Here is a 19,297-nt window from a genome sequence, read left to right on the forward strand (position 1 = left end):
ATGATAGACTCTTTATATTTCCTTCAGTTCGCATGTTTCATCTTCATGCTCATCAATGCCCTTATCCTCGGCATCACCCACCTGCACATGAAGTGGACCAACCGACGCTATGAGTGGTCACGCTGGCTGATACTTGCAGGTATGATGGGACTTGCCATACAATATCTCTTGCAGATGCGCTTGGGTTTTCGTGCGAAAAGCGATGACTTGGGAGCTATTTTCAACATTCTTGTCTATACCCCATGCATCACCACTATCGCCATGGGCATATACAACATTGAGGCGACCCATGCCAACCGCCGAAAGATGAACATCGTCTGCGCTTGCATTTATGCCGCCATCATAGCAGTTTTCTGCATAGGCTACAGCAATAGCGGAAGTCTTAACATTGGCAACTGGCTCTATGCGATGCTCGTATTGTTCGGCACAAACGTAGCGTATTGCATCTATATGATTATGATTGAGATGCGGAAACGCAAGAAAATGTTAGAGCTGATGACAGGTGGCGACATGCTGCCCTACGTGCGATATGCCCGAGCCAGTGTCTTCGCCCTGTTCTTCTCTACCCTTACCATGCCTTTCGTCATCCTCTCTACCACCTTATTATATATAATAGGTCCGTTGGCTCTGCTCACTATCCTTTTCTTCAACCTGAGTTTCGTGGCATTGGGCTACAATTACGTTCCTACCGAGGAACTCTTGGATAAGGAGGAAGAAGAAAGCGCAGCCATAGCAGATGAAGAAACTGAAAATGGGGGAGCATCTTTGGAAAGCTCCGATGTGCAGAATGCAGAGTCTGCCGATAGTAAAGAAAACTTACAGCCAGTTTCTCAGGAGCGTCAGATGTTCATCAAGGAGAAGCTCGACAAGTGGTGTGCTGATTTGGGCTACAAAGACACCTCTGTAAACATGTTCACCTTGTCACGCTCGCTGAACATTTCCAAGAACGAGTTATCACGCTACTTCACATCATGCCTTAATTCCACCTTCCGCATCTGGCTTGCCGAGGTACGTTTCGAGGCGGCAAAGAAGATGATGCTCGACTATCCCGACTATAGCAACGACATCATTTCTGCCGAATGTGGCTTCTCTTCACGCTCCTATCTCTATCGCATATTCAAAGAGAAAGAAGGTTGCTCCCCAACTGTCTGGAGAGCGAAAATACAATAAAATCACGCCTTAGGTGTCTACTTCCCCCACCAAGTAGACACCTATTTTGTAGGAAGTAGACACCTAAGTGGGGGAAGTGGACACTTTTTTCCGAAGAAAAACACTATCTTTGCACCATGGAAAATATAATTCAGACTTTCACGAAAGAAGAACAAGCCATTTTTTTCGTGGCATTGTTTCTTCTGATTTTCGCCCTGGTCATGAGCTATGCCATGGTTCAAGACTACAGGATGTATCTTGATGAGAACTACAAGGCTCGCTACAGCTTCTGTGATTTCATCAAGAGAGAACGCTTTTATATCTATTTGCTGTTTGCATCCATATTTATCAGCCTGACAAATCTCTTGTATTTTCTGGAGTGAGCTTAACAATAAGCAGAAAAATTTAAATAACAAATATAATATTAATTTATGAAAAAATTTACCAATCAATTCAATGGGTCGCATGCCGACCGTATGAACTATGGGGGGGCAAAGTTCTGTAGATTTGCCCTATTCCCATTGATGTTGCTCATGTTGTTGTTTGTGCCTACACGTATGGTGGCGAAGACAGACCCCCGCTGTGCTTTGTTCAATAGCTTGGATGGTATAACTGATGTTACCATTACTGACAATGGTGATTATCCTTGGCAGATGATGGACTTGAAAGCCGAAGGAATGACAGATATTAGCTTCGAAATTCCAGAAGGAAGCACAGGACTGATGTCAGGTAATTATAATGTGGAGGGAAGCACTTCAGAGACTGTAGTCAACTTCAAAGTAGAAAAGTCTATATTCTTGACATTCAAGCATCTCGTTTCTTCTGAATCTTATTGTGATAAAGCCACTATTACTATAGATAACAAAAAGTTTGAGGAGATTAGCGGAATGAGACAAATAGAGATAAAAGAATCTTTATCTGCTGGCGAGCATACTTTGAAGTTGTCTTACCAAAAAGACTATTCAGGAAATAATAATGCTGACCGCACATTCATATACGATCTGAAAACAGCGACCTCTATTTCTGACAATAATTATATTGCAGAGTACAATGCTAAGAACACTACATTGACTTTCAAGAAAGTTATTGATGCTAATATATCAGATATAGGAAACAACAGTGTCATTGTAGAAAAATATAATAATGTGGGTGAAATTTGCAAAGCTTTAGGAAATGTTACTATCAAGAATATAGTTTTCGAAGAGAGTTTCAAGACATACGCTCCTACATCGTTGAAAGAATTCTTTTATAACTGCACATCATTGGAAACAATTTCAGGCCTTGAATATTTAAATACAGCTAATATTACGGATATGAGTTCTATGTTCTGGAATTGCTCCAATCTTAAATCTCTTGACTTCACTAAATTCGACACCAAGAATGTATCGAGCATGTACTTTATGTTCTATGGCTGCTCCAATCTCACCTCACTCAACCTCACTAACTTCAACACCAAGAATGTGAAGAATATGAACGGTATGTTCGGTGACTGCACCCATCTCACCTCGCTCGACATCACTAACTTCAACACAGCGAAAGTGACGAATATGGGCAATATGTTCCTTGGTTGCTCCAATCTCACCTCGCTCGACCTCACAAACTTCAACACAGCGAAGGTGACGGATATGCACGGTATGTTCAAAGGTTGCTCCGCTCTCACCTCGCTCGATCTCACAAACTTCAATACAGCGGAGGTGAGGGATATGAACCGTATGTTCAATATGTTAGATGAATCATCCACCGCTCTCACAACCATCTACGTCAGCGATAATTTTGTAACGACCAATGTACGAGATGGTGAGAATATGTTCAAAAATTGTACAAAACTCAAAGGTTTTCAAAAGTATTTCTTGCTCTATACCGACCACCAATACGCCAACTACAAGACTGGCTATTTTACTAAGCTGGTAGGTAAGAATGGTGAAGAGAAGATAGGAGCAACGGGAGAAACTCTTACTGCGGAGAATCTCACTCTTAACGACGACAAGGACTTTGTGGCTTACGAGCCGTTCGCAGCCAAGGATGCATCTTACAGCCGCAAGATGAATGCTGGCACTACCTGGGGAACGCTCTGCTTGCCATTCGGCATTGACCAGAGCCAGGAAACAGAATGTAAGTTCTATTGTCTTACAGGTATTGATAAGGATTGCATCACCCTTGAGAGTTACGAAGGAGCAGAAATTCCTGCCGGCACTCCGGTGCTCTTCAAGATGAATGAGGGTGAGCAGACACTCAGCATTTCTGCACAAGATGCGAGCATCGTTACTGAGCCTAAGGCTGGAACAAACACAGATGTCAACCTCGTAGGTTCATTCACCAAGATTGGCGGCAAAGACAATCAGGGTCTTGCAGACACCGACTACATCATCGGTAAGGATAAGTTCTGGCGTGTCTCTGACTTGAAGGATGGCAAGGGCGTGGGTATCAAACCGATGCGTGCATACATCCATCCAGCCACAGCATCTCAGGCAAGAGCAGCCATGCTGAGCATCGGAAAGGGTGATGGCACTACTGCCATTGACAACCTCAGCGCTATCAGCAACGATGCCAATGCAGAATACTATGATGCGAATGGTCGTCGTACCAATGGTCTGCAGAAGGGTCTGAACATCGTGAAGCGTGGCAGCAAGACTTATAAAATCATGGTTAAGTAAAGAATTTTAAAATCAAAAGGATATGAAAAAGAAAGAATATACAAAGCCAGAGATGCAGGTGGTAAATATCACCTCTTGCACTCTTCTTGCAGCATCTACTATGGGTCAAGGAGGCAATGGCGATGATAAACCAGAATTGGAAGAAGGCTGGTATTATGGTGATTAACAGTCATTATAACGCCTAACGGCAAAATACAAGGGGGTCTATATGCCACGATGAACAGGTGGCGTATAGACCCTTAATTATATGGTGATATTCGTAATCTATATCTCCGCTTTCATCAGCTTTATATCCTCTGCCGTCAGCCCCGTCATATCCATGATAGACGCTTCATCCATACCCTTTGCCAGCACATCTTCCTGGCAATTTCAAGGCTTCGCTGGGACATGCCTTCTTTCATGCCTTCAGCTCTGCCTTTTTCCATACCTTCTTCCATTCCTTTCTGGTACCTGTCATCCAGGAGGTACAGGAGCTTCGTGGCATCAAAGCCAAGGACTGCTATCGTTTCTATACCGATATCAGAAGACGCAAAAACCATAGCCATACTTACTTTCTAGACAGAATGCAGGAGAAGTTGAACGACAAAATGCGAAAGGATGATGAATTGGAAAGAATGAAACGTTAAAATGGCATGAAGTTGGTATTTGGAATTTTTTCGTAGAAATTCAACAGAAAGTTAACAAAAAGTTTGGTAAAGTGAAAATAAAAGCATAATTTTGCAAATTAAATAAGTACATAACATTAAAAACAAGAAGATTATGGCAATAGAAATTAAAACAATACCTGTCCTTCATGGTGAGGCAGCAGCTCGTTTCGTTGAAGCGGCTGATGAGGCATTGGAAAAGCGTGGCTCCATTGACTTCTCCAAGCAAGTAGCCAAGGCACGTGCTATATTAAAACGTTCAAAACTGTACATTTAAAATGTTAGAGCAATGTGATTTTATGGAACTGACAGAGGAAGTCTTGCAGCAATGCAAAGGCTTCACTTGTAAGGATGAGGACATAACAGAGTTTTTCACCCAAGACTATGCTGACTATGCCTATCAGTTGCTTGGAAAATCATATTGTTTTGTTAAACCAGATACATCTGAAATAGTCTGTGCATTTACAGTTGCTAATTCGAGTGTAAAAGTAGATTCACTTCCTTCAAACCTTCGGAATAAGCTTAATAGAAAGATTCCGAATGCTAAGCGAAGACCGCAGTATCCAGCAGTGTTGGTTGGACAGTTGGCAGTAAGCGATTTGTTCAGTGGGCATCATGTGGGAGATGAATTGTTGGATTTCATCAAATCATGGTTTATAGACCCATTGAATAAAACAGGATGCCGATATGTCATTGTTGATGCCGTCAACCATTCGAAAGTGTTTGAATATTATCAACGAAATGGTTTCAAGTTCTTGTTTTCGTCAGATGAGGAAGAATGGACCTTTTTGCATAACAAAGGTCTAGAGCCAACAACTCCGATAGAGCCGATGAAGACACGACTGATGTACTTTGATTTGATTTATCTTCGCACAAAATAACAAATAAAAGATGCCCTAATTTAAAGGAAATTAAAGCAATCGGCTGCAATCAATATACTCTTGATAAGCTAAGGAGTGCTATAGCTGATAATGGACAAACGAATCAAGTAAAACTGATTACTGAATAAAATAGCTCCTAAGCCAAATGGGAGAATAAAGAATTTGGCAATATTTATCAACCCATACTTCGCGGTTGTTCCAAGGGTCTATACACCTCGACAAAAGGGTGTATAGACCCTTTTCCCTATTGCATGATGTCTTCAGGTAGAAGTACCTTTTGTTGCCTCATTTTCAGATTAGGCGGAACAGGGTTATGGCTCACCGAGGAAGTAGAGGATGTAGGAGACTTGCATCGGGGTGAACTCCTTGCAGTTCTTGCCGTAACCGGTGGCGGCGAGCTTCTGGAGAAGGTCGGGGATGCGCTGGATCCATCGCATCAGGTGAGCACTGGCTACTGCTGGAGTAGCATCGGGAAAATACAGGAGAGCTAGCTCTTGCTTGGTATAACTTCTTAAATCCATAGTTTTGTTTGATTTTTATGAGGGTTAATGAATGAGGATGCGGTTCATAAACTACTGACTTTTGCATCGTAAGCCTCTGACTTTTTCATCGTAAGTCTCTGACTTTTGCACCGTAAGTCCTTGGTTTCCGTTTCGGAAGTAACTGGCTTTGCTATGACACATGACACTTATGACAGTGAATTCTGAAGATTTGCTCTCGCGCGGGCAGGCAGGAAAAATCAGGCCAAAAGTTCCTGCCTGCCCGCGTGCGAGGCGAAAAGTTGAAAAACTAGTGTCATAAGTGTCATAGTGTCATAATCTGACCAGTTGGAACCGATGGCTTGGGAACGGCTAGAACGGGGCATCATCATCGGAATGCTGCGAGTTGATGCAGAGGGATACCTGGTATGCCTTGATTTCCTCGGCAGTACGGATAATCGCCCTGTACCCACGGTTGTAGGTGGTGCGCATCTTTTCGAATCCGAGATCATTGAAAGCTCTGCCCAGCTTGGTGCTGCTCAGCTTCTGGGAGATGTTGCAACTGATAATCTGCATCGCTCTGGCTATGGACACGAACTCCCCTGTCTCCGCCTCCGTTGGCTTTCGGAAGTAGAGATCCACAAGTTCCTGTTCTAGTCTGGGCGCCTCAAAAGCGCGGTTATGCCGGTTCTGCTTTTCTATCTCCTCATCGGTGAACCAGTAGCGGAAATCACTCTTGTAGAGGGCGTAAGCCTGGGCGTAGATGCCTTCGTAATTGAACGGATGCTCACGGGGCGAGAGGATGCTCTCTATCTCGTAGGGCAGCCAGCGACGGTTACCGGTAGGGTCGCTCAAAAACTCGGGATTGTTGCCCGTGCCGCAGAAGGTGTTGATATGCTTGCGCTGCTCGGCATAATGGCCGTATGCCGCCCTTTCGTTGGTATACTGCATCGTTACCACAGCCTTCAGCTGGTTCAGTTCCGACGGACTCATCGTGTCGAGCTCTTCATAACAGATGAGTGCATACTGCGAAAGGGCGATGATATCATCCTTCGTCATGCGCCTGGCATTCGCCTTCGTATAGAAGTATTGCTTCAGTTCCGGCGGCAGGAGATAGTTGAACCAGGTGGTTTTGTAGGCGCCCTGTCTGCCGATGAATACCAGGATGACATTGTTGACGGCACCTTCGTCTATCCATCCTGCTATCATCGCCACGAGCCATTTCCTGAGGGCTTCACAGAAGGGCATCACGGGGTCTCCCTTCATCTTTACCGTGGCAGCGAGTTCGGCTATATAGTCCTTGTCGCCTTCCTGCCAGGGTGGGAGATTCTCCAGATAATCGGTGAAGGGATTGTAGGGCGGGCTATAGTCGCTCTCGATGACATTGATCATGTCGCTCTTGCTCACCCTTGCGGTTAGCGACATGTTGCTCCATAGCGTATTCAGATTGCGGTCCTGGAGGATTCGCCATTTCTCCTTCAGATACTCGTAGCGCAGGGTGATGAGGTTGAAGCGGAGTTTGATATGCCCGTCGAGGAAGTCTTTGATTTCATCTACGGTGGCATAGGGAATCTTTCCGGTCTCAGCCTTCATCTTCTGTGGGTGAGTGGTGTTCTCGTAGCACGATTTGAACACCTGTTCTACGTCGTCGTATTCGGGAAACTGCCTGATAGCCCACTGGGTGGCTTCTTTCCTGTCGTACCGTTTCTTAGCCATCATGTAGCCCACCCGCATCACATACTGGTTGTGGTTGCCGGGTTCGTACCTGATTTTTTCGCTTTCCAGCTTGGGTTTGACAATCTGCTCGTAGTAGTCGGCGATGCGTTCCTGTTTCTTTTTCTTCTGTGCGGTCTTGAGCGTAGCTGAATGGAAATGGCTGATTTCCTCGGCGCTGAAGGCTGTGGCTTCAGGATTGAAATAGACTTCGGGGTCATAGGCGAGTCCGCTGAGCCTTGTGATGTTCTTGCAGAGCGGATCGCTTTCCTTGCCGATGAGATGCGCATAGTAGTCGTTTCCCATGGCGAAGGCGGCGGGATAATCCTCGCCTTCGTAGCGGTAGATGACGCGCAGTCCGTTGCCGCTCATGGTAACGTAGCAGAGCAGGGTGTGGGCATCGTGGCAGATTCTCTCTTTGAGCGAGCGCAGGGTGCCGTCATCCGGTTTTTCTGTGATGTGGTCGAAGTCGACCAGCGACAGATGTGTGAGGCTCCGGATGTTGTCCTTGCCTTTTCCGCCTTCGAAGATGCAGGCTACGGCGAAGAGGGGTGCATCGTGCTTGTACGACTTATTCCCCGTTTTCCGGTAAGACTCGGTGAAAAACCTGAGTTTCTCATCTTCCTTCATGAAGGTTACCAGGCCTTCCAACTGGCCAGGTGAAGGAATCTTGCTGGCCATGTTAATGAATGTACTGATGTTCATCATCTCCTAAAAATTTTATATTGTTTACAATATATGTATCAGTTATTCGTTTTCTTATAGGTATGCAGATTGTTGAATCTGTAATACATGGTGCAAAGATACTAAAAAGAAAATAAAAGAGAGTTCCCGTAGTGGGAACTTGTAAATAAATATATTCAATATTTTAAAATTTTTTAAGATGAAAATTGAAAAATTTAATGCAGACAACAGCCGTTTCGGTGTTGTTCTGAGTGAAGAGATGAAGAACCATCATGTATCTGGTTCTGATCTGATGTTTTATGCTGGGATGCATAAGGAAAACATTTTTGCAATCTAAAAGGGTAAGGGCGATTATCGGCTCAGTGTTTATGTGAGGATTGTTTCTGCTCTTCGGTACTTTATCGAAGACTCGGCAGAATACGCCCGAGTGAGGCAACGCCTTATCGAAGCAGCCTTCGATGATGGTTACTTTTTTAATAAATAATTCTTTTGAATTGGTTTTTTAAATTAAAAAGTGGAATCCGGCGGTTGTCGGATTCCACTGATATCGTATTTTTTTCGACGTTTCGCAAGTTTATCGCCATACGCCCTGAAACTTCAATTTAACGCAAGAACTTTCCGGTAAGGCTTGCCTTGCAGGCAGCTACTTCTTCCGGAGTTCCGGCAACAACGAGATTGCCGCCTTTATCGCCGCCTTCAGGACCGAGGTCGATGATATAGTCGGCACACTTGATGACATCCAGATTGTGCTCAATCACTACCAGCGAATGGCCCCTTTCTATCAGGGCATTGAAGGCATGGAGCAGGCGCTTGATGTCGTGGAAGTGAAGACCCGTGGTAGGCTCGTCGAAGATGAAAAGCGTAGGCTCCTGTTCCTCCTTGCCTATGAAGAAGGCGAGCTTTACACGCTGATTCTCACCTCCCGAAAGCGAACTTGAATTCTGACCGAGCTTGATATAGCCCAGACCCACATCCTGAAGCGGCTTCAGGCGGTTTACGATGATGCGGCAGTTGTCGAAGTCGCCCTCGTTGCGCTGCAGCTTTTCATCGCTGAAGAACTCAATGGCCTCGTTTACCGTCATGTTCAGCACATCATTGACGTCTTTTCCGCCATAGCGAACCTCCAGGATGTCGTGCTTGAACCGCTTGCCCTTACAAGCCTCGCAGGTCAGCGTGAGGTCTGCCATAAACTGCATCTCGATGGTAACATATCCCGCACCCTTACATTCCTCGCATCTTCCGCCTTCAGTATTGAAAGAGAAGTACTGGGGCGTGAATCCCATCTGCTTAGCCAGTGGCTGGTTGGCAAAGAGGGCACGTATCGCATCGTATGCCTTCAGATAGGTGGCAGGGTTGCTGCGGGTACTCTTTCCGATAGGGTTCTGGTCAACAAACTCTACATGATGGATGCTCTTCCAGTCGCCTTCCATCGATGTATATTCGCCTGGTGCATCTGCTACGAGGTCCAGACGGCGACGCATGGCAGGATAGAGGATTCCCTTGATGAGCGAACTCTTGCCTGAGCCTGATACGCCGGTTACACAGGTGAATACGTTGAGCGGTATCTTAACGTCGATGCCGCGCAGATTGTTCATTCGGGCTCCCTTGATTTCAATATACTGGTTCCAGGCACGGTGGCTCGTTGGCGCCTTTATCTCCTCGTTGTGGGTCAGGTACTTGATGGTATAACTCTCCGGATATTCAGCCAGCAGCTTTTCCTGTTCAGCCTTGTCGGTGGTTGAATATTCTGATGACGGACCGGCGTAGACCACTCTTCCGCCCAGTCTGCCGGCATCGGGACCGATATCGATGAGATAGTCGGCTGCCCGCATAATCTCTTCGTCGTGTTCTACCACAACCACCGTATTGCCCAGTTGCTGCAGTTCTTTCAGCACCTTAATCAGTCGGGCGGTATCGCGGCTATGGAGTCCGATACTAGGTTCATCGAGGATATATACGCTACCCACGAGCGATGAGCCCAGGTTGGTGGTCAGGTTGATGCGCTGACTCTCACCGCCGGAGAGGGTATTGGAGAGTCGGTTGAGCGTAAGATACCCCAGACCAACATCCAGGAGGAACTGCAGGCGGTGGGTGATTTCGGTGAGCAGACGCTTGCTGATTTCCTTCTCATGCTCCGAGAGTTCCAGTTTCCTGAACCATTCGCTCAGGTTCACAATCGACATCTCAACCAGTTCGGTGATGCTCTTTCCGCCAATCTTTACATAGTTGGCTTCCTTCTTGAGTCGGGTACCATGGCAGTCAGGACAAATCGTCTTTCCACGGAATCGGCTCAGCATCACGCGGTATTGTATCTTGTACTGGTTCTCCTTTACCATTCTGAAGAACTCATCGATGCTCACCCTTTCCTGCTGTTTACGTTTCTTCTCGCCAGGCAGACCATGCCACAGCCAGTCCTTCTGCTGCTGAGTCAGTTCGAAATAAGGCTTGAAGATAGGGAAGTCGTATTCTGCAGCTCTGCGGATGAATTCCTTGAGCCACATACCCATCTTTTCGCCTCGCCAGCAAACCACACATCCGTCATAGACGCTCATCGAAGTGTTCGGGATGACGAGTTTCTCATCGATGCCTATTATGCTGCCGAAACCTTCGCAGGTAGGGCAGGCTCCGAGAGGGGAGTTGAAGGCAAACATATTGTCGGTAGGCTCTTCAAATTGCATGCCGTCAGCTTCGAACCGGGTAGAGAAGTCGTAGCAGATATTGCTTGGCAGGAAGACGAGGCGGCAGGCTCCATCGCCCTCATAGAAGGCAGTTTCGGCAGAATCCATCAGTCGGCTGATATCATCCTTCTCATCGCTTACCGAAGCACGGTCGATGACCAGGAAGATTTCTTCATCCTTCTGCTGCATTCTCTTTCTCAGTTTATCGCCGCTTACTTCCAGCAGTTCCTTATCCGCCTGCTCCATGAAGTCTTCGATGCGCACGAATTCACCTTTTATATATATACGCGCGTAACCTTCCTGGTTGTACATCTCCAGCTGTTTGCCCAGACTGCGCCCTTCGATGACGTGGATAGGGGCGAGGATGACAAACCTGGTACCCTGGGAATACTGTCGGGTACAGGCGAGTACATCTTCGGTAGTATGGCGTTTCACTTCCTGTCCGCTGATAGGCGAATAGGTTTTTCCGATACGTGCGTAGAGCAGTCGCAGGTATTCGTAGATTTCGGTGTTGGTGCCCACGGTAGATCGTGGGTTGCGCGAAATCACTTTCTGCTCGATGGCGATGGCCGGTGGCAATCCCTTGATGAAATCACATTCCGGTTTGCTCATACGTCCCAGAAACTGGCGAGCGTATGAAGAGAGCGACTCCACATAGCGGCGCTGGCCCTCAGCATATAAGGTATCAAAAGCCAACGATGATTTTCCCGATCCGGAGACACCCGTAATGGCAACAAACTTGCCCTGAGGTATCTTCACATCGATATTCTTGAGGTTGTTGGCTCTTGCCCCTTTTATTTCTATATATTTATCTTTTGGCATATTTTTTTTTACCTTTTTACCTTTTTACCCTTTTACCTTTATTCATGGTGGTAAGGTTCACCTTTTATAATAGTACATGCGCGATAGAGCGCCTCGGTAAAGATAAGGCGCACCATCTGATGCGAGAAGGTCATCTTGGAGAGGGAGATCTTCTCGTTGGCGCGGTCGTAGACAGACTGTGAAAAGCCGTAAGGACCGCCGATAATAAAGACGAGCCTGCGGGCAGTGGCCTGCTTGCGCTCTATCCATTTGGCAAACTCGATGCTTCGGAATTCCTGTCCATGTTCATCCATCAGCACCACGGTATCCGAAGGCTGGAGGAGTTTCAGAATCAGTTCTCCTTCCCGTTCCTTCTGCTGCTGTTCGCTGAGACTCTTGGTGTTCTTGAGCTCAGGAATGGTTGTTATGTTGAAAGGCATATAATGGGTGATGCGCTCGGCATAATCCTTGATGCCCGCAATGAAATGCTTGTTTACGGTCTTTCCGACCAGAATGAGTTCTGTCTTCATTTCGTTGGCGTTTTCTTCCTATACACTTTACACTTGAATTCTTCACTGAAGTTTCGCAAGTAAGCCCCACACGCCCTGAAAGGGCAGAAGCTCCTAGCCCAGGGCATCGCCCTGGGTGTTTATGGGCGCAAACCTGTCGCCCTGTAAGGGCAAAAGCTTTCAAATACCTGGCAATATACAAAGCTTTTGCCCTTACAGGGCGCCTTGCTGATTGCCATTATACCCAGGGCGATGCCCTGGGCTAGGAGCTTTTGGGCCTTCAGCCCGTACTTGAACCACATGCGAAACTTCAGTTCTTCACTCTTCGTTCTTCACTTCTTCTCGTCCCTGTAATATCCTGTTCCTATTCTTTTCGGATTCTTCGGGAACCAGCCTTTCTCGCACCGTTGTCTCTGTTCGAAGAGTTCACCTATGCTCCATAGGGATGAAGCACCTACTACGCCCAGTATGGCAGAGAAGAGCACGTTGGCAACCAGGAAGGCAGCTCCGATGCAGATGATGCCTGCAACGAGGAAAACCCACCAATAGCGGGTGCCCGTATAATATTCCGTCTTCATGACGATAGGGTGAAAGATACCTATTATTAAAAAAGTGGATACGGCGATGATGACGCCCGTGTAATATACTTCCATATTCTATCTTTTTATATTTTGTTCATTCAACTTCTGTTATCTTACCAATACAATATTGCTAAATAATAGCCTTATTCTATTTTCAATTCCATTTCAAAGTGCAAAAATACAAAAAAAACTTCAAACATGTTTGGTTTATCAAATATTTTATATAACTTTGTACGCAAATAGAGAAATTATGCATTATTTTCGTGCACATCCTTCTCGATAAGAATTAATTAATAACATAATATAATCAAACTATGGCTAATAACGCAGAATTGATCAAGCAGTGTGAAGAAAGAGCACAGCAGTGGCTCACACCTGCTTTTGACGAAGAAACCCGTAAGGAAGTAAAGGCAATGCTCGACGCAGAGGACAAGTCTGCTCTCGTTGATGCATTCTATCAGAACTTGGAGTTCGGTACTGGTGGTTTGCGCGGTATCATGGGCGCAGGTACCAACCGCATGAACAAGTATATCGTTGGTATGGCTACACAGGGCTTTGCTAACTACATCCTCAAGGCTTTCCCAGGTGAGGAGAACCTTTCTGTAGTGGTAGGTCACGACTGCCGTAACAACTCCCGTCTCTTCGCTGAGACCGTAGCTGCCATCTTCTCTGCCAATGGCATCAAGGCTTATCTCTTCGAGAGCCTCCGTCCTACACCAGAGATTTCTTTCGCTATCCGCGAACTCGGTGCCAAGGCTGGTGTCAACGTAACTGCTTCTCACAACCCTAAGGAGTACAATGGTTACAAGGCTTACTGGAGCGACGGTGCTCAGGTTCTGGCTCCACACGATACAGGTATCATCGAGGAGGTAAACAAGGTTACTATCGACCAGGTGAAGTTTGAGGCTAACTGGGATAAGATCAAGATTATCGGTGGTGAGATGGATTACGACTACATGACAGCCGTTCATTCTGCTATGATTGACCAGGATGTCATCAACCGTCAGAAAGACCTCAACATCGTTTATTCAGCTATGCATGGTACAGGTCGTGTCATCGTTCCTCTCTGTCTGCGTTCTTGGGGCTTCCAGAACATCAATGTAGTTCCTGAGCAGATGGTAGTAGATGGTAACTTCCCAACAGTGGTTTCTCCTAACCCAGAGAATGCAGAGGCTATGACCCTCGGTATGAAGCTCGGTACCAAGTTGAACGCTGACCTCGTGGTAGCTACCGACCCTGATGCTGACCGTCTGGCTATCGTTTGCCGCGACGACAAGGGCGAGTGGATGATCATCAATGGTAACCAGACAGCCATGATGTTCTGCTACTACATCATCGAGAACAAGAAGAAGTTGGGTAAGTTGAAGCCAACAGACTTCCTCGTAAAGACCATCGTAACAACAGAAGTTATCGCTGAGATTGCCAAGAAGAACAACGTAGAGTTGCGCGACTGCTACACCGGTTTCAAGTGGATTGCACGCGAGATTGCTATCTCTGAGGGCAAGCAGCAGTACATCGGTGGTGGTGAGGAGAGCTTCGGTTTCTTGCCATACGATAAGGTACGCGATAAGGATGCTCCTGCATCTATCTGTCTCATCTGCGAGATTGCAGCATGGGCTAAGGATCAGGGCAAGACTCTCTACGACCTCCTGATGCAGATCTATGCAGAGTATGGCTTCAGCAAGGAGTTCACTGTAAACGTAGTTCGCCCAGGTAAGACTGGTGCTGACGAGATTAAGCAGATGATGGCAGACTTCCGTGCCAACCCTCCACAGGAGTTGGGTGGCAGCAAGGTGGTAACCTGGAAGGACTATCAGAGCCTGGAGGTTAAGCATGCTGACGGCAGCGTAGAGAAGCTCGACATGCCTGCTACAAGCAATGTACTCCAGTGGTTCTGCGACGACAACACCAAGGTAAGTGTCCGTCCATCAGGTACAGAGCCTAAGATTAAGTTCTATATTGAGGTTAAGGATCCTTCATTCAAGTGCGCTGGCTGCTACAACCGCTGCACAGCTGCTGCAATGGATAAGATCGAGGCTATCAAGAAGAGCCTGAAGTTGGATTAATTTTATTGGAAATCATATCATGGCGCTCCGGCAATAACTGCCGGAGCGCTTTTCATTCCAGTAGCCGTTTATTTTTCTCGAAATAAGGTAGCAAGTTACCCTCATTATCATGTTTTTACAGAAAAAAAGCAAAAAGACTTGCATATTTTCTGATTTTTATTTACCTTTGCACCCATATTACAAAATTATAACATAGAATTATACTCTTATGGGAGGTATTTTCGGAACTATTTCCAAGAAAAGCTGTGTCGCTGATCTCTTTTACGGCACAGATTACAACTCACATCTCGGCACACGCCGGGGCGGTTTGGCAACCTACAGTAGTGAGAAGGGCTTCGTGCGCTCTATCCACAATCTGGAAAGTTCATACTTCAGAACGAAGTTTGAACCTACACTCAACAAGTTTGAAGGAGCTACATCGGGCATCGGCGTGATTAGCGATACAGATGCCCAGCCACTCATCATGAACTCTCATCTTGGCCGCTTTGCCATTTGCACTGTAGCTAAGATAGTAAACAAGGATGAACTTACTCAGCTTCTGCTCGAAAAGAACATGCACTTTGCAGAGATGTCTTCGGGTAGTACCAATCCTACTGAGTTGGTGGCTCTGCTTATTATTCAGGGTAAAACCTTCAGAGAAGGTATCGAAAACGTTTTCCATCACATCAAAGGTTCCTGCACCATGATGATCCTTACCGAGGATGGCATCATCTGTGCGCGTGACAGTTGGGGACGTACTCCAATCATCATCGGCAAGAAGGAAGGTGCCTATGCGGCTTCCAGCGAAACCACCTCGTTCCCTAATCTCGATTATGAAACAGCATATGAGGTAGGACCAGGCGAAATCGTGAAGATTAAAGCTGATGGCATGGAGCAGATCCGACCTGCCAACAAGAAGATGCAGGTTTGCTCTTTCCTCTGGGTTTACTACGGATTCCCTACATCTACCTACGAGGGCAAGAATGTAGAGGAGGCGCGTTTCACCAACGGCTTTAATCTCGCCAAGACCGATGATGTGGAGGTAGACTGCTGCAGCGGTATTCCTGATTCAGGTACGGGTATGGCGATGGGTTATGCTGCCGGCAAGGGTGTGCCTTACCAGCGTTGTATTGCCAAGTATACTCCTACATGGCCACGCAGTTTTACTCCTAGCAACCAGAGCATGCGTTCACTGGTAGCCAAGATGAAGCTGATTCCTAACAAGGCGATGCTGAAGGGCAAGCGTGTGTTGTTCTGCGATGACAGTATCGTTCGTGGTACCCAGCTTCGCGACAATGTGAAGGTGCTTTTCGACCAGGCAGGCTTGAAGGAGTGCCACATGCGTATAGCATGTCCTCCATTGGTATATGGTTGTCCGTTCATCAACTTCACTTCTTCAAAGAGTGATATGGAGCTGATTACCCGTCGCATCATCGAGAAGTTTGAGGGCGATGCCAACAAGAATCTTGAGAAATACGCTACCACCGGTTCTCCTGAGTATCAGAAGATGGTAGATGAGATTGCCAGCCAGTTGGGCTTGACTTCCCTGAAGTTCAACACCATCGAGCAGCTGGTAGAGGCCATCGGTCTTCCAAAGTGCCAGGTATGTACCCATTGCTTTGATGGCAGCAGCGCATATACTCTGAATGAGTTTGCTGATGAAGACTAAAATAAGAATATAAGTTCTTGATAGATAATAAGATAGGTCTAGCGACCCCGCAAAACGCGGTGTAGCTAGACCTATTTTCTTTTCTTTTATTTCTCGGCAAAATCATCTTTTGCATAAAATGTATTATTTTGCATAGAACGTAAACTTGTTCTTGTAATCTCTGTTCACGCAGATGGTTGCCTTGCGCTGGGAGAGATTGTATACCACCGACCACTGGGTATGGCTCGTTGGATTGCCTGGAGTTTCTGCCTGACTCACACCATTGAGCAGATTCATGGCTCCTTCCTCTGACAACTGGTTACTGTTCTGCTTGATGACGAATTCCATCATGTCGTAGCGGGTCTTGCCGTGGTTCGAGAGTTTCGGACCTTTATCTGAACATGCCATGGTTTCAGATACATAGAAGTTGCTGGCATAGCGCTTTTCTATCACCTCGCGGGTGTTTGGCAATACGTCAGGATATTTGAAATGAGTCTTTCCGTCTTCACCCGTATATTCATCGTCGATGTAAATCTTGCTTTGGTGATCCTTGTCATATACGAATTCTACGATGGCATAACGACCCGTGGCATCTGCCATGTAGAAATGATAGTTGCCGTCATTATCCGGTATCCAGAGGTCATATCCGTCCAGAATCTTGAGAGCTTCATCTACAGTTCTTGCATGATCCAGCATCATGCGTAAGGCCAGGGTTGTAGTCAGTTTCTTGCCCGTGCTTGCCTGCTGGGTTGGCTTGCCGTCGAGATGGAGTACGGATACAGCAAAGCCGGCCTCGTTCATGCCGTCCATCAGAAGATATGGGAATGCCATGATATAGGAAAGGTCTTGCGTCTTATGTTTCTCAAACTGTTCCTTGTTATATAGAATGTAATGCCAGAGATCCTGCCGGTAACCTATCCAGTAGGCATCCACCATGCTGATGGATTTCAGTCCACCTTCTGGAGCCGTGCGAACCAGGGCTGCTGCAATCGGTTCATTATCGTGAGAGTAGTCAAAGTTGCGCCCCATCAGATAATCACCAGTATCTGGTGTCGTAACAGCAAAGGCACTGCAGCCGGCATCCAGCTTGACTCTTGCCTTGAGCCAGGATGGTGTTTTGTCGCAGAGGGTTTTCAATACGGCACCAATCAGTTGGGTGTTGTCGGTAAGATTATAGCCTGATATGGTAGAGAGTTTGTAATCCTCCGTATAGTCAAGATAGAAGAATCTTCCGTCTTTCAAGTCCTGGATGGACCGGACCATCTCCAGTTTCTTGGCATCGGTCAGCAGACTGGCTGGTACGTCCTGATAGTGTGCCTGATAGTTTACTTCTTCATGGTCATCATCGCTGCATGAAGATAGCAGAAACATACAGAATGTGATGCTGAAACTTAAGCATAAAAACAGAAACCATTGTATGTGCTTACTGTTGAAAGTGATATTCTTTTTCATACGTAATTAGTATTAAATGATTGATAAATGATTTGAATTTTCAAATGCAAAAGTAATGGAAAACCACTCTCGGTAGGGAGAAAAGTACACTGAAAAATGCTGATTTTTCTGGAATTATAAAAAAATATCCCTCAAAAAACATCAAAACCAATCTTTTTTATTATTTTTGCAAGAAGAAAAAGCGATTCGTCTGTCTGTGCAAAATGATTCGTTAGTCAGGGCAAACCAGCCTCATCTGTCAATACGAAATAATTTATCTATCCATTATGAATATGAAAGAAAAGAACGCAAAGAAATCTAAGATACATCAGTTAGAATTCTCTTTCCTGAAGAGAGAATCTAATTACTTGGACCGCCAACGTCAAGCTATCCTTGTGTGTTTCTCCGTGATGCTCTCTTTGGGCATCCTGTCAAATATCCTAGGCTTTTCTGGAGCCTTTGATCCGTTTTTTACCGTGTCTAACATCGTTTTTCTGATTGTCGTGTTATCCTCCTTCCTGGCTTATCTCTTCGGGAAAATCCCAATGGTGAGGGCAATCGTTTGTATCGCTATCGCCACCCAGTGCTTTATCGGAGCTGATATCCTCTACAGTGCCTTTATGCCTACGCTGAAAGATAACAGAATGGTGATTCTCATCAATATGCTTATCCTTTCAGGCAACATGTTTTTCTCGCTGGCGGCTTATCAGGCGCGTCTCACACGCTGGCTGGTGGGAATAGCTTTTGGGGTTTATATATTGAGTGTGATTGTAACGGGGGATGAATCGCTCATGGATTATTTCTTCATGATGATGCTCATATTGCTTTTTATCAGCGTGCTGAGTCTGGCTGTTGCCAGAAACGGTGAGTATCTTGTCAATGCGAACAGAACGTTGCAGCGTGATGAGGAAGAACTGCTCCAGGTGCTGAAGATAAACAAAAAGCAGATTAAGGCATACGTGGCTCTGGCGAAGGAAAGGCATGATGTTAAACTTACCGCGCATTTGCTGGATCTTCTGGGTGAGGCTTCGCAGAAGAATGTCATAGACAATGTGATGCAATATCTCCAGACCCGCGAATTGAGCAAACAGAACATAGAACGCGTCTTTCCCGAGTTGAGTGCCTCTGAACAGGAAATCTGTTACCTTATCCTGCAGAACAGAAAGCTGAGTGAGATTTGCACGCTGCTCAACAAGTCGGAATCGAACATCACTACCCAGCGGGCCAACATCAGAAAGAAGTTGGGAATGGGCTCTGATGATAACCTGAAGAAGGTTCTGGAGAAGCGCATAGCTGAAAGCCAGTAGGCCGATGAGGCTGATACTGAACCATATCCTGTTATTTTCGGAAATTTTGAACATATTGTGATAAGATGTGAATAGTCATTTATCACCGAAAAG

At 46.0% G+C, this 19,297-nt stretch carries 16 protein-coding genes and 1 pseudogene; 11 read left to right on the forward strand and 6 right to left on the reverse strand.

Annotated features, from left to right (window positions below):
• From NNC77_RS01375 to NNC77_RS01405, 7 genes and pseudogenes are all read left to right on the forward strand, one after another.
• Entirely contained in the window at nt 1–1,170 is a 1,170-nt protein-coding gene (locus NNC77_RS01375) for a helix-turn-helix domain-containing protein (protein WP_254969681.1), read from the forward strand.
• Between the two features lie 116 nt (nt 1,171–1,286).
• Complete coding sequence (locus tag NNC77_RS01380; RefSeq protein WP_117587304.1) at nt 1,287–1,532, forward strand: hypothetical protein; 246 nt, start codon at nt 1,287–1,289, stop codon at nt 1,530–1,532.
• Between the two features lie 48 nt (nt 1,533–1,580).
• Nucleotides 1,581–3,803 (forward strand): BspA family leucine-rich repeat surface protein, encoded by a 2,223-nt coding sequence (locus NNC77_RS01385; protein ID WP_254986844.1) that lies wholly within the window; start codon nt 1,581–1,583, stop codon nt 3,801–3,803.
• 22 nt (nt 3,804–3,825) lie between these two features.
• Nucleotides 3,826–3,969: a hypothetical protein gene (locus tag NNC77_RS01390; protein WP_254969683.1), complete on the forward strand. Its 144-nt coding sequence runs from the start codon at nt 3,826–3,828 to the stop codon at nt 3,967–3,969.
• A gap of 244 nt (nt 3,970–4,213) precedes the next feature.
• Nucleotides 4,214–4,429 (forward strand): annotated as a pseudogene (locus tag NNC77_RS01395) (RteC domain-containing protein); the annotation flags it as partial.
• 133 nt (nt 4,430–4,562) lie between these two features.
• The gene (locus tag NNC77_RS01400; RefSeq protein WP_171479883.1) at nt 4,563–4,724 is read left to right on the forward strand and encodes a hypothetical protein; all 162 of its coding nucleotides are present in this window, start codon (nt 4,563–4,565) and stop codon (nt 4,722–4,724) included.
• A gap of 1 nt (nt 4,725) precedes the next feature.
• Complete coding sequence (locus NNC77_RS01405) at nt 4,726–5,328, forward strand: GNAT family N-acetyltransferase (protein WP_117695747.1); 603 nt, start codon at nt 4,726–4,728, stop codon at nt 5,326–5,328.
• Nucleotides 5,329–5,639: 311 nt separating this feature from the next.
• Here the strand turns inward: NNC77_RS01405 and NNC77_RS01410 are convergent, their stop codons facing one another.
• Both NNC77_RS01410 and NNC77_RS01415 read right to left on the reverse strand, forming a co-directional pair.
• Nucleotides 5,640–5,849 (reverse strand): DUF4248 domain-containing protein, encoded by a 210-nt coding sequence (locus NNC77_RS01410; RefSeq protein WP_006846942.1) that lies wholly within the window; start codon nt 5,847–5,849, stop codon nt 5,640–5,642.
• A gap of 330 nt (nt 5,850–6,179) precedes the next feature.
• Nucleotides 6,180–8,228: a VapE domain-containing protein gene (locus NNC77_RS01415; RefSeq protein ID WP_254986846.1), complete on the reverse strand. Its 2,049-nt coding sequence runs from the start codon at nt 8,226–8,228 to the stop codon at nt 6,180–6,182.
• 175 nt (nt 8,229–8,403) lie between these two features.
• Here NNC77_RS01415 and NNC77_RS01420 point away from each other — a divergent pair, with 175 nt between their 5' ends.
• Complete coding sequence (locus tag NNC77_RS01420; RefSeq protein ID WP_254986848.1) at nt 8,404–8,541, forward strand: hypothetical protein; 138 nt, start codon at nt 8,404–8,406, stop codon at nt 8,539–8,541.
• Between the two features lie 265 nt (nt 8,542–8,806).
• Here the strand turns inward: NNC77_RS01420 and uvrA are convergent, their stop codons facing one another.
• The 3 genes from uvrA to NNC77_RS01435 form a co-directional block, all read right to left on the reverse strand.
• Nucleotides 8,807–11,704 (reverse strand): excinuclease ABC subunit UvrA, encoded by a 2,898-nt coding sequence (gene uvrA / locus NNC77_RS01425; RefSeq protein WP_254986853.1) that lies wholly within the window; start codon nt 11,702–11,704, stop codon nt 8,807–8,809.
• Nucleotides 11,705–11,742: 38 nt separating this feature from the next.
• A complete protein-coding gene (rlmH, locus tag NNC77_RS01430; RefSeq protein WP_117727005.1) occupies nt 11,743–12,213 on the reverse strand; it encodes a 23S rRNA (pseudouridine(1915)-N(3))-methyltransferase RlmH in 471 nt (156 codons plus the stop codon).
• 311 nt (nt 12,214–12,524) lie between these two features.
• Complete coding sequence (locus NNC77_RS01435) at nt 12,525–12,845, reverse strand: DUF4491 family protein (RefSeq protein ID WP_254969797.1); 321 nt, start codon at nt 12,843–12,845, stop codon at nt 12,525–12,527.
• Nucleotides 12,846–13,087: 242 nt separating this feature from the next.
• On the opposite strand from NNC77_RS01435, the gene NNC77_RS01440 reads away from it, so the two are divergent.
• Both NNC77_RS01440 and NNC77_RS01445 read left to right on the forward strand, forming a co-directional pair.
• A complete protein-coding gene (locus NNC77_RS01440; protein ID WP_022120938.1) occupies nt 13,088–14,839 on the forward strand; it encodes a phospho-sugar mutase in 1,752 nt (583 codons plus the stop codon).
• Between the two features lie 208 nt (nt 14,840–15,047).
• Nucleotides 15,048–16,487 (forward strand): amidophosphoribosyltransferase, encoded by a 1,440-nt coding sequence (locus NNC77_RS01445; protein WP_153082001.1) that lies wholly within the window; start codon nt 15,048–15,050, stop codon nt 16,485–16,487.
• A gap of 123 nt (nt 16,488–16,610) precedes the next feature.
• Here the strand turns inward: NNC77_RS01445 and NNC77_RS01450 are convergent, their stop codons facing one another.
• Nucleotides 16,611–17,918, reverse strand: a complete 1,308-nt coding sequence (locus NNC77_RS01450) for a carcinine hydrolase/isopenicillin-N N-acyltransferase family protein (RefSeq protein ID WP_254969796.1) — start codon at nt 17,916–17,918, stop codon at nt 16,611–16,613.
• A gap of 272 nt (nt 17,919–18,190) precedes the next feature.
• Between NNC77_RS01450 and NNC77_RS01455 the strand changes: the two genes are divergently transcribed.
• On the forward strand, nt 18,191–19,204 hold the full coding sequence (locus NNC77_RS01455; protein WP_254969795.1) for a helix-turn-helix transcriptional regulator: 1,014 nt from the start codon (nt 18,191–18,193) through the stop codon (nt 19,202–19,204).
• The last annotated feature ends 93 nt before the right edge of the window (nt 19,205–19,297 follow it).

It is taken from the genome of Segatella copri (assembly GCF_024330485.1).
GTDB lineage: Bacteria > Bacteroidota > Bacteroidia > Bacteroidales > Bacteroidaceae > Prevotella > Prevotella copri_L.

Coding starts and splice junctions, on each gene's coding strand:
- NNC77_RS01405 (WP_117695747.1), top strand. CDS start 4,726: ATGTTAGAGCAATGTGATTTTATGGAACTGACAGAGGAAGTCTTGCAG.
- NNC77_RS01390 (WP_254969683.1), top strand. CDS start 3,826: ATGAAAAAGAAAGAATATACAAAGCCAGAGATGCAGGTGGTAAATATC.
- NNC77_RS01385 (WP_254986844.1), top strand. CDS start 1,581: ATGAAAAAATTTACCAATCAATTCAATGGGTCGCATGCCGACCGTATG.
- NNC77_RS01410 (WP_006846942.1), bottom strand. CDS start 5,849: ATGGATTTAAGAAGTTATACCAAGCAAGAGCTAGCTCTCCTGTATTTT.
- NNC77_RS01380 (WP_117587304.1), top strand. CDS start 1,287: ATGGAAAATATAATTCAGACTTTCACGAAAGAAGAACAAGCCATTTTT.
- NNC77_RS01400 (WP_171479883.1), top strand. CDS start 4,563: ATGGCAATAGAAATTAAAACAATACCTGTCCTTCATGGTGAGGCAGCA.
- uvrA (WP_254986853.1), bottom strand. CDS start 11,704: ATGCCAAAAGATAAATATATAGAAATAAAAGGGGCAAGAGCCAACAAC.
- NNC77_RS01455 (WP_254969795.1), top strand. CDS start 18,191: ATGAAAGAAAAGAACGCAAAGAAATCTAAGATACATCAGTTAGAATTC.
- NNC77_RS01445 (WP_153082001.1), top strand. CDS start 15,048: ATGGGAGGTATTTTCGGAACTATTTCCAAGAAAAGCTGTGTCGCTGAT.
- rlmH (WP_117727005.1), bottom strand. CDS start 12,213: ATGAAGACAGAACTCATTCTGGTCGGAAAGACCGTAAACAAGCATTTC.
- NNC77_RS01450 (WP_254969796.1), bottom strand. CDS start 17,918: ATGAAAAAGAATATCACTTTCAACAGTAAGCACATACAATGGTTTCTG.
- NNC77_RS01415 (WP_254986846.1), bottom strand. CDS start 8,228: ATGATGAACATCAGTACATTCATTAACATGGCCAGCAAGATTCCTTCA.
- NNC77_RS01375 (WP_254969681.1), top strand. CDS start 1: ATGATAGACTCTTTATATTTCCTTCAGTTCGCATGTTTCATCTTCATG.
- NNC77_RS01420 (WP_254986848.1), top strand. CDS start 8,404: ATGAAAATTGAAAAATTTAATGCAGACAACAGCCGTTTCGGTGTTGTT.
- NNC77_RS01435 (WP_254969797.1), bottom strand. CDS start 12,845: ATGGAAGTATATTACACGGGCGTCATCATCGCCGTATCCACTTTTTTA.
- NNC77_RS01440 (WP_022120938.1), top strand. CDS start 13,088: ATGGCTAATAACGCAGAATTGATCAAGCAGTGTGAAGAAAGAGCACAG.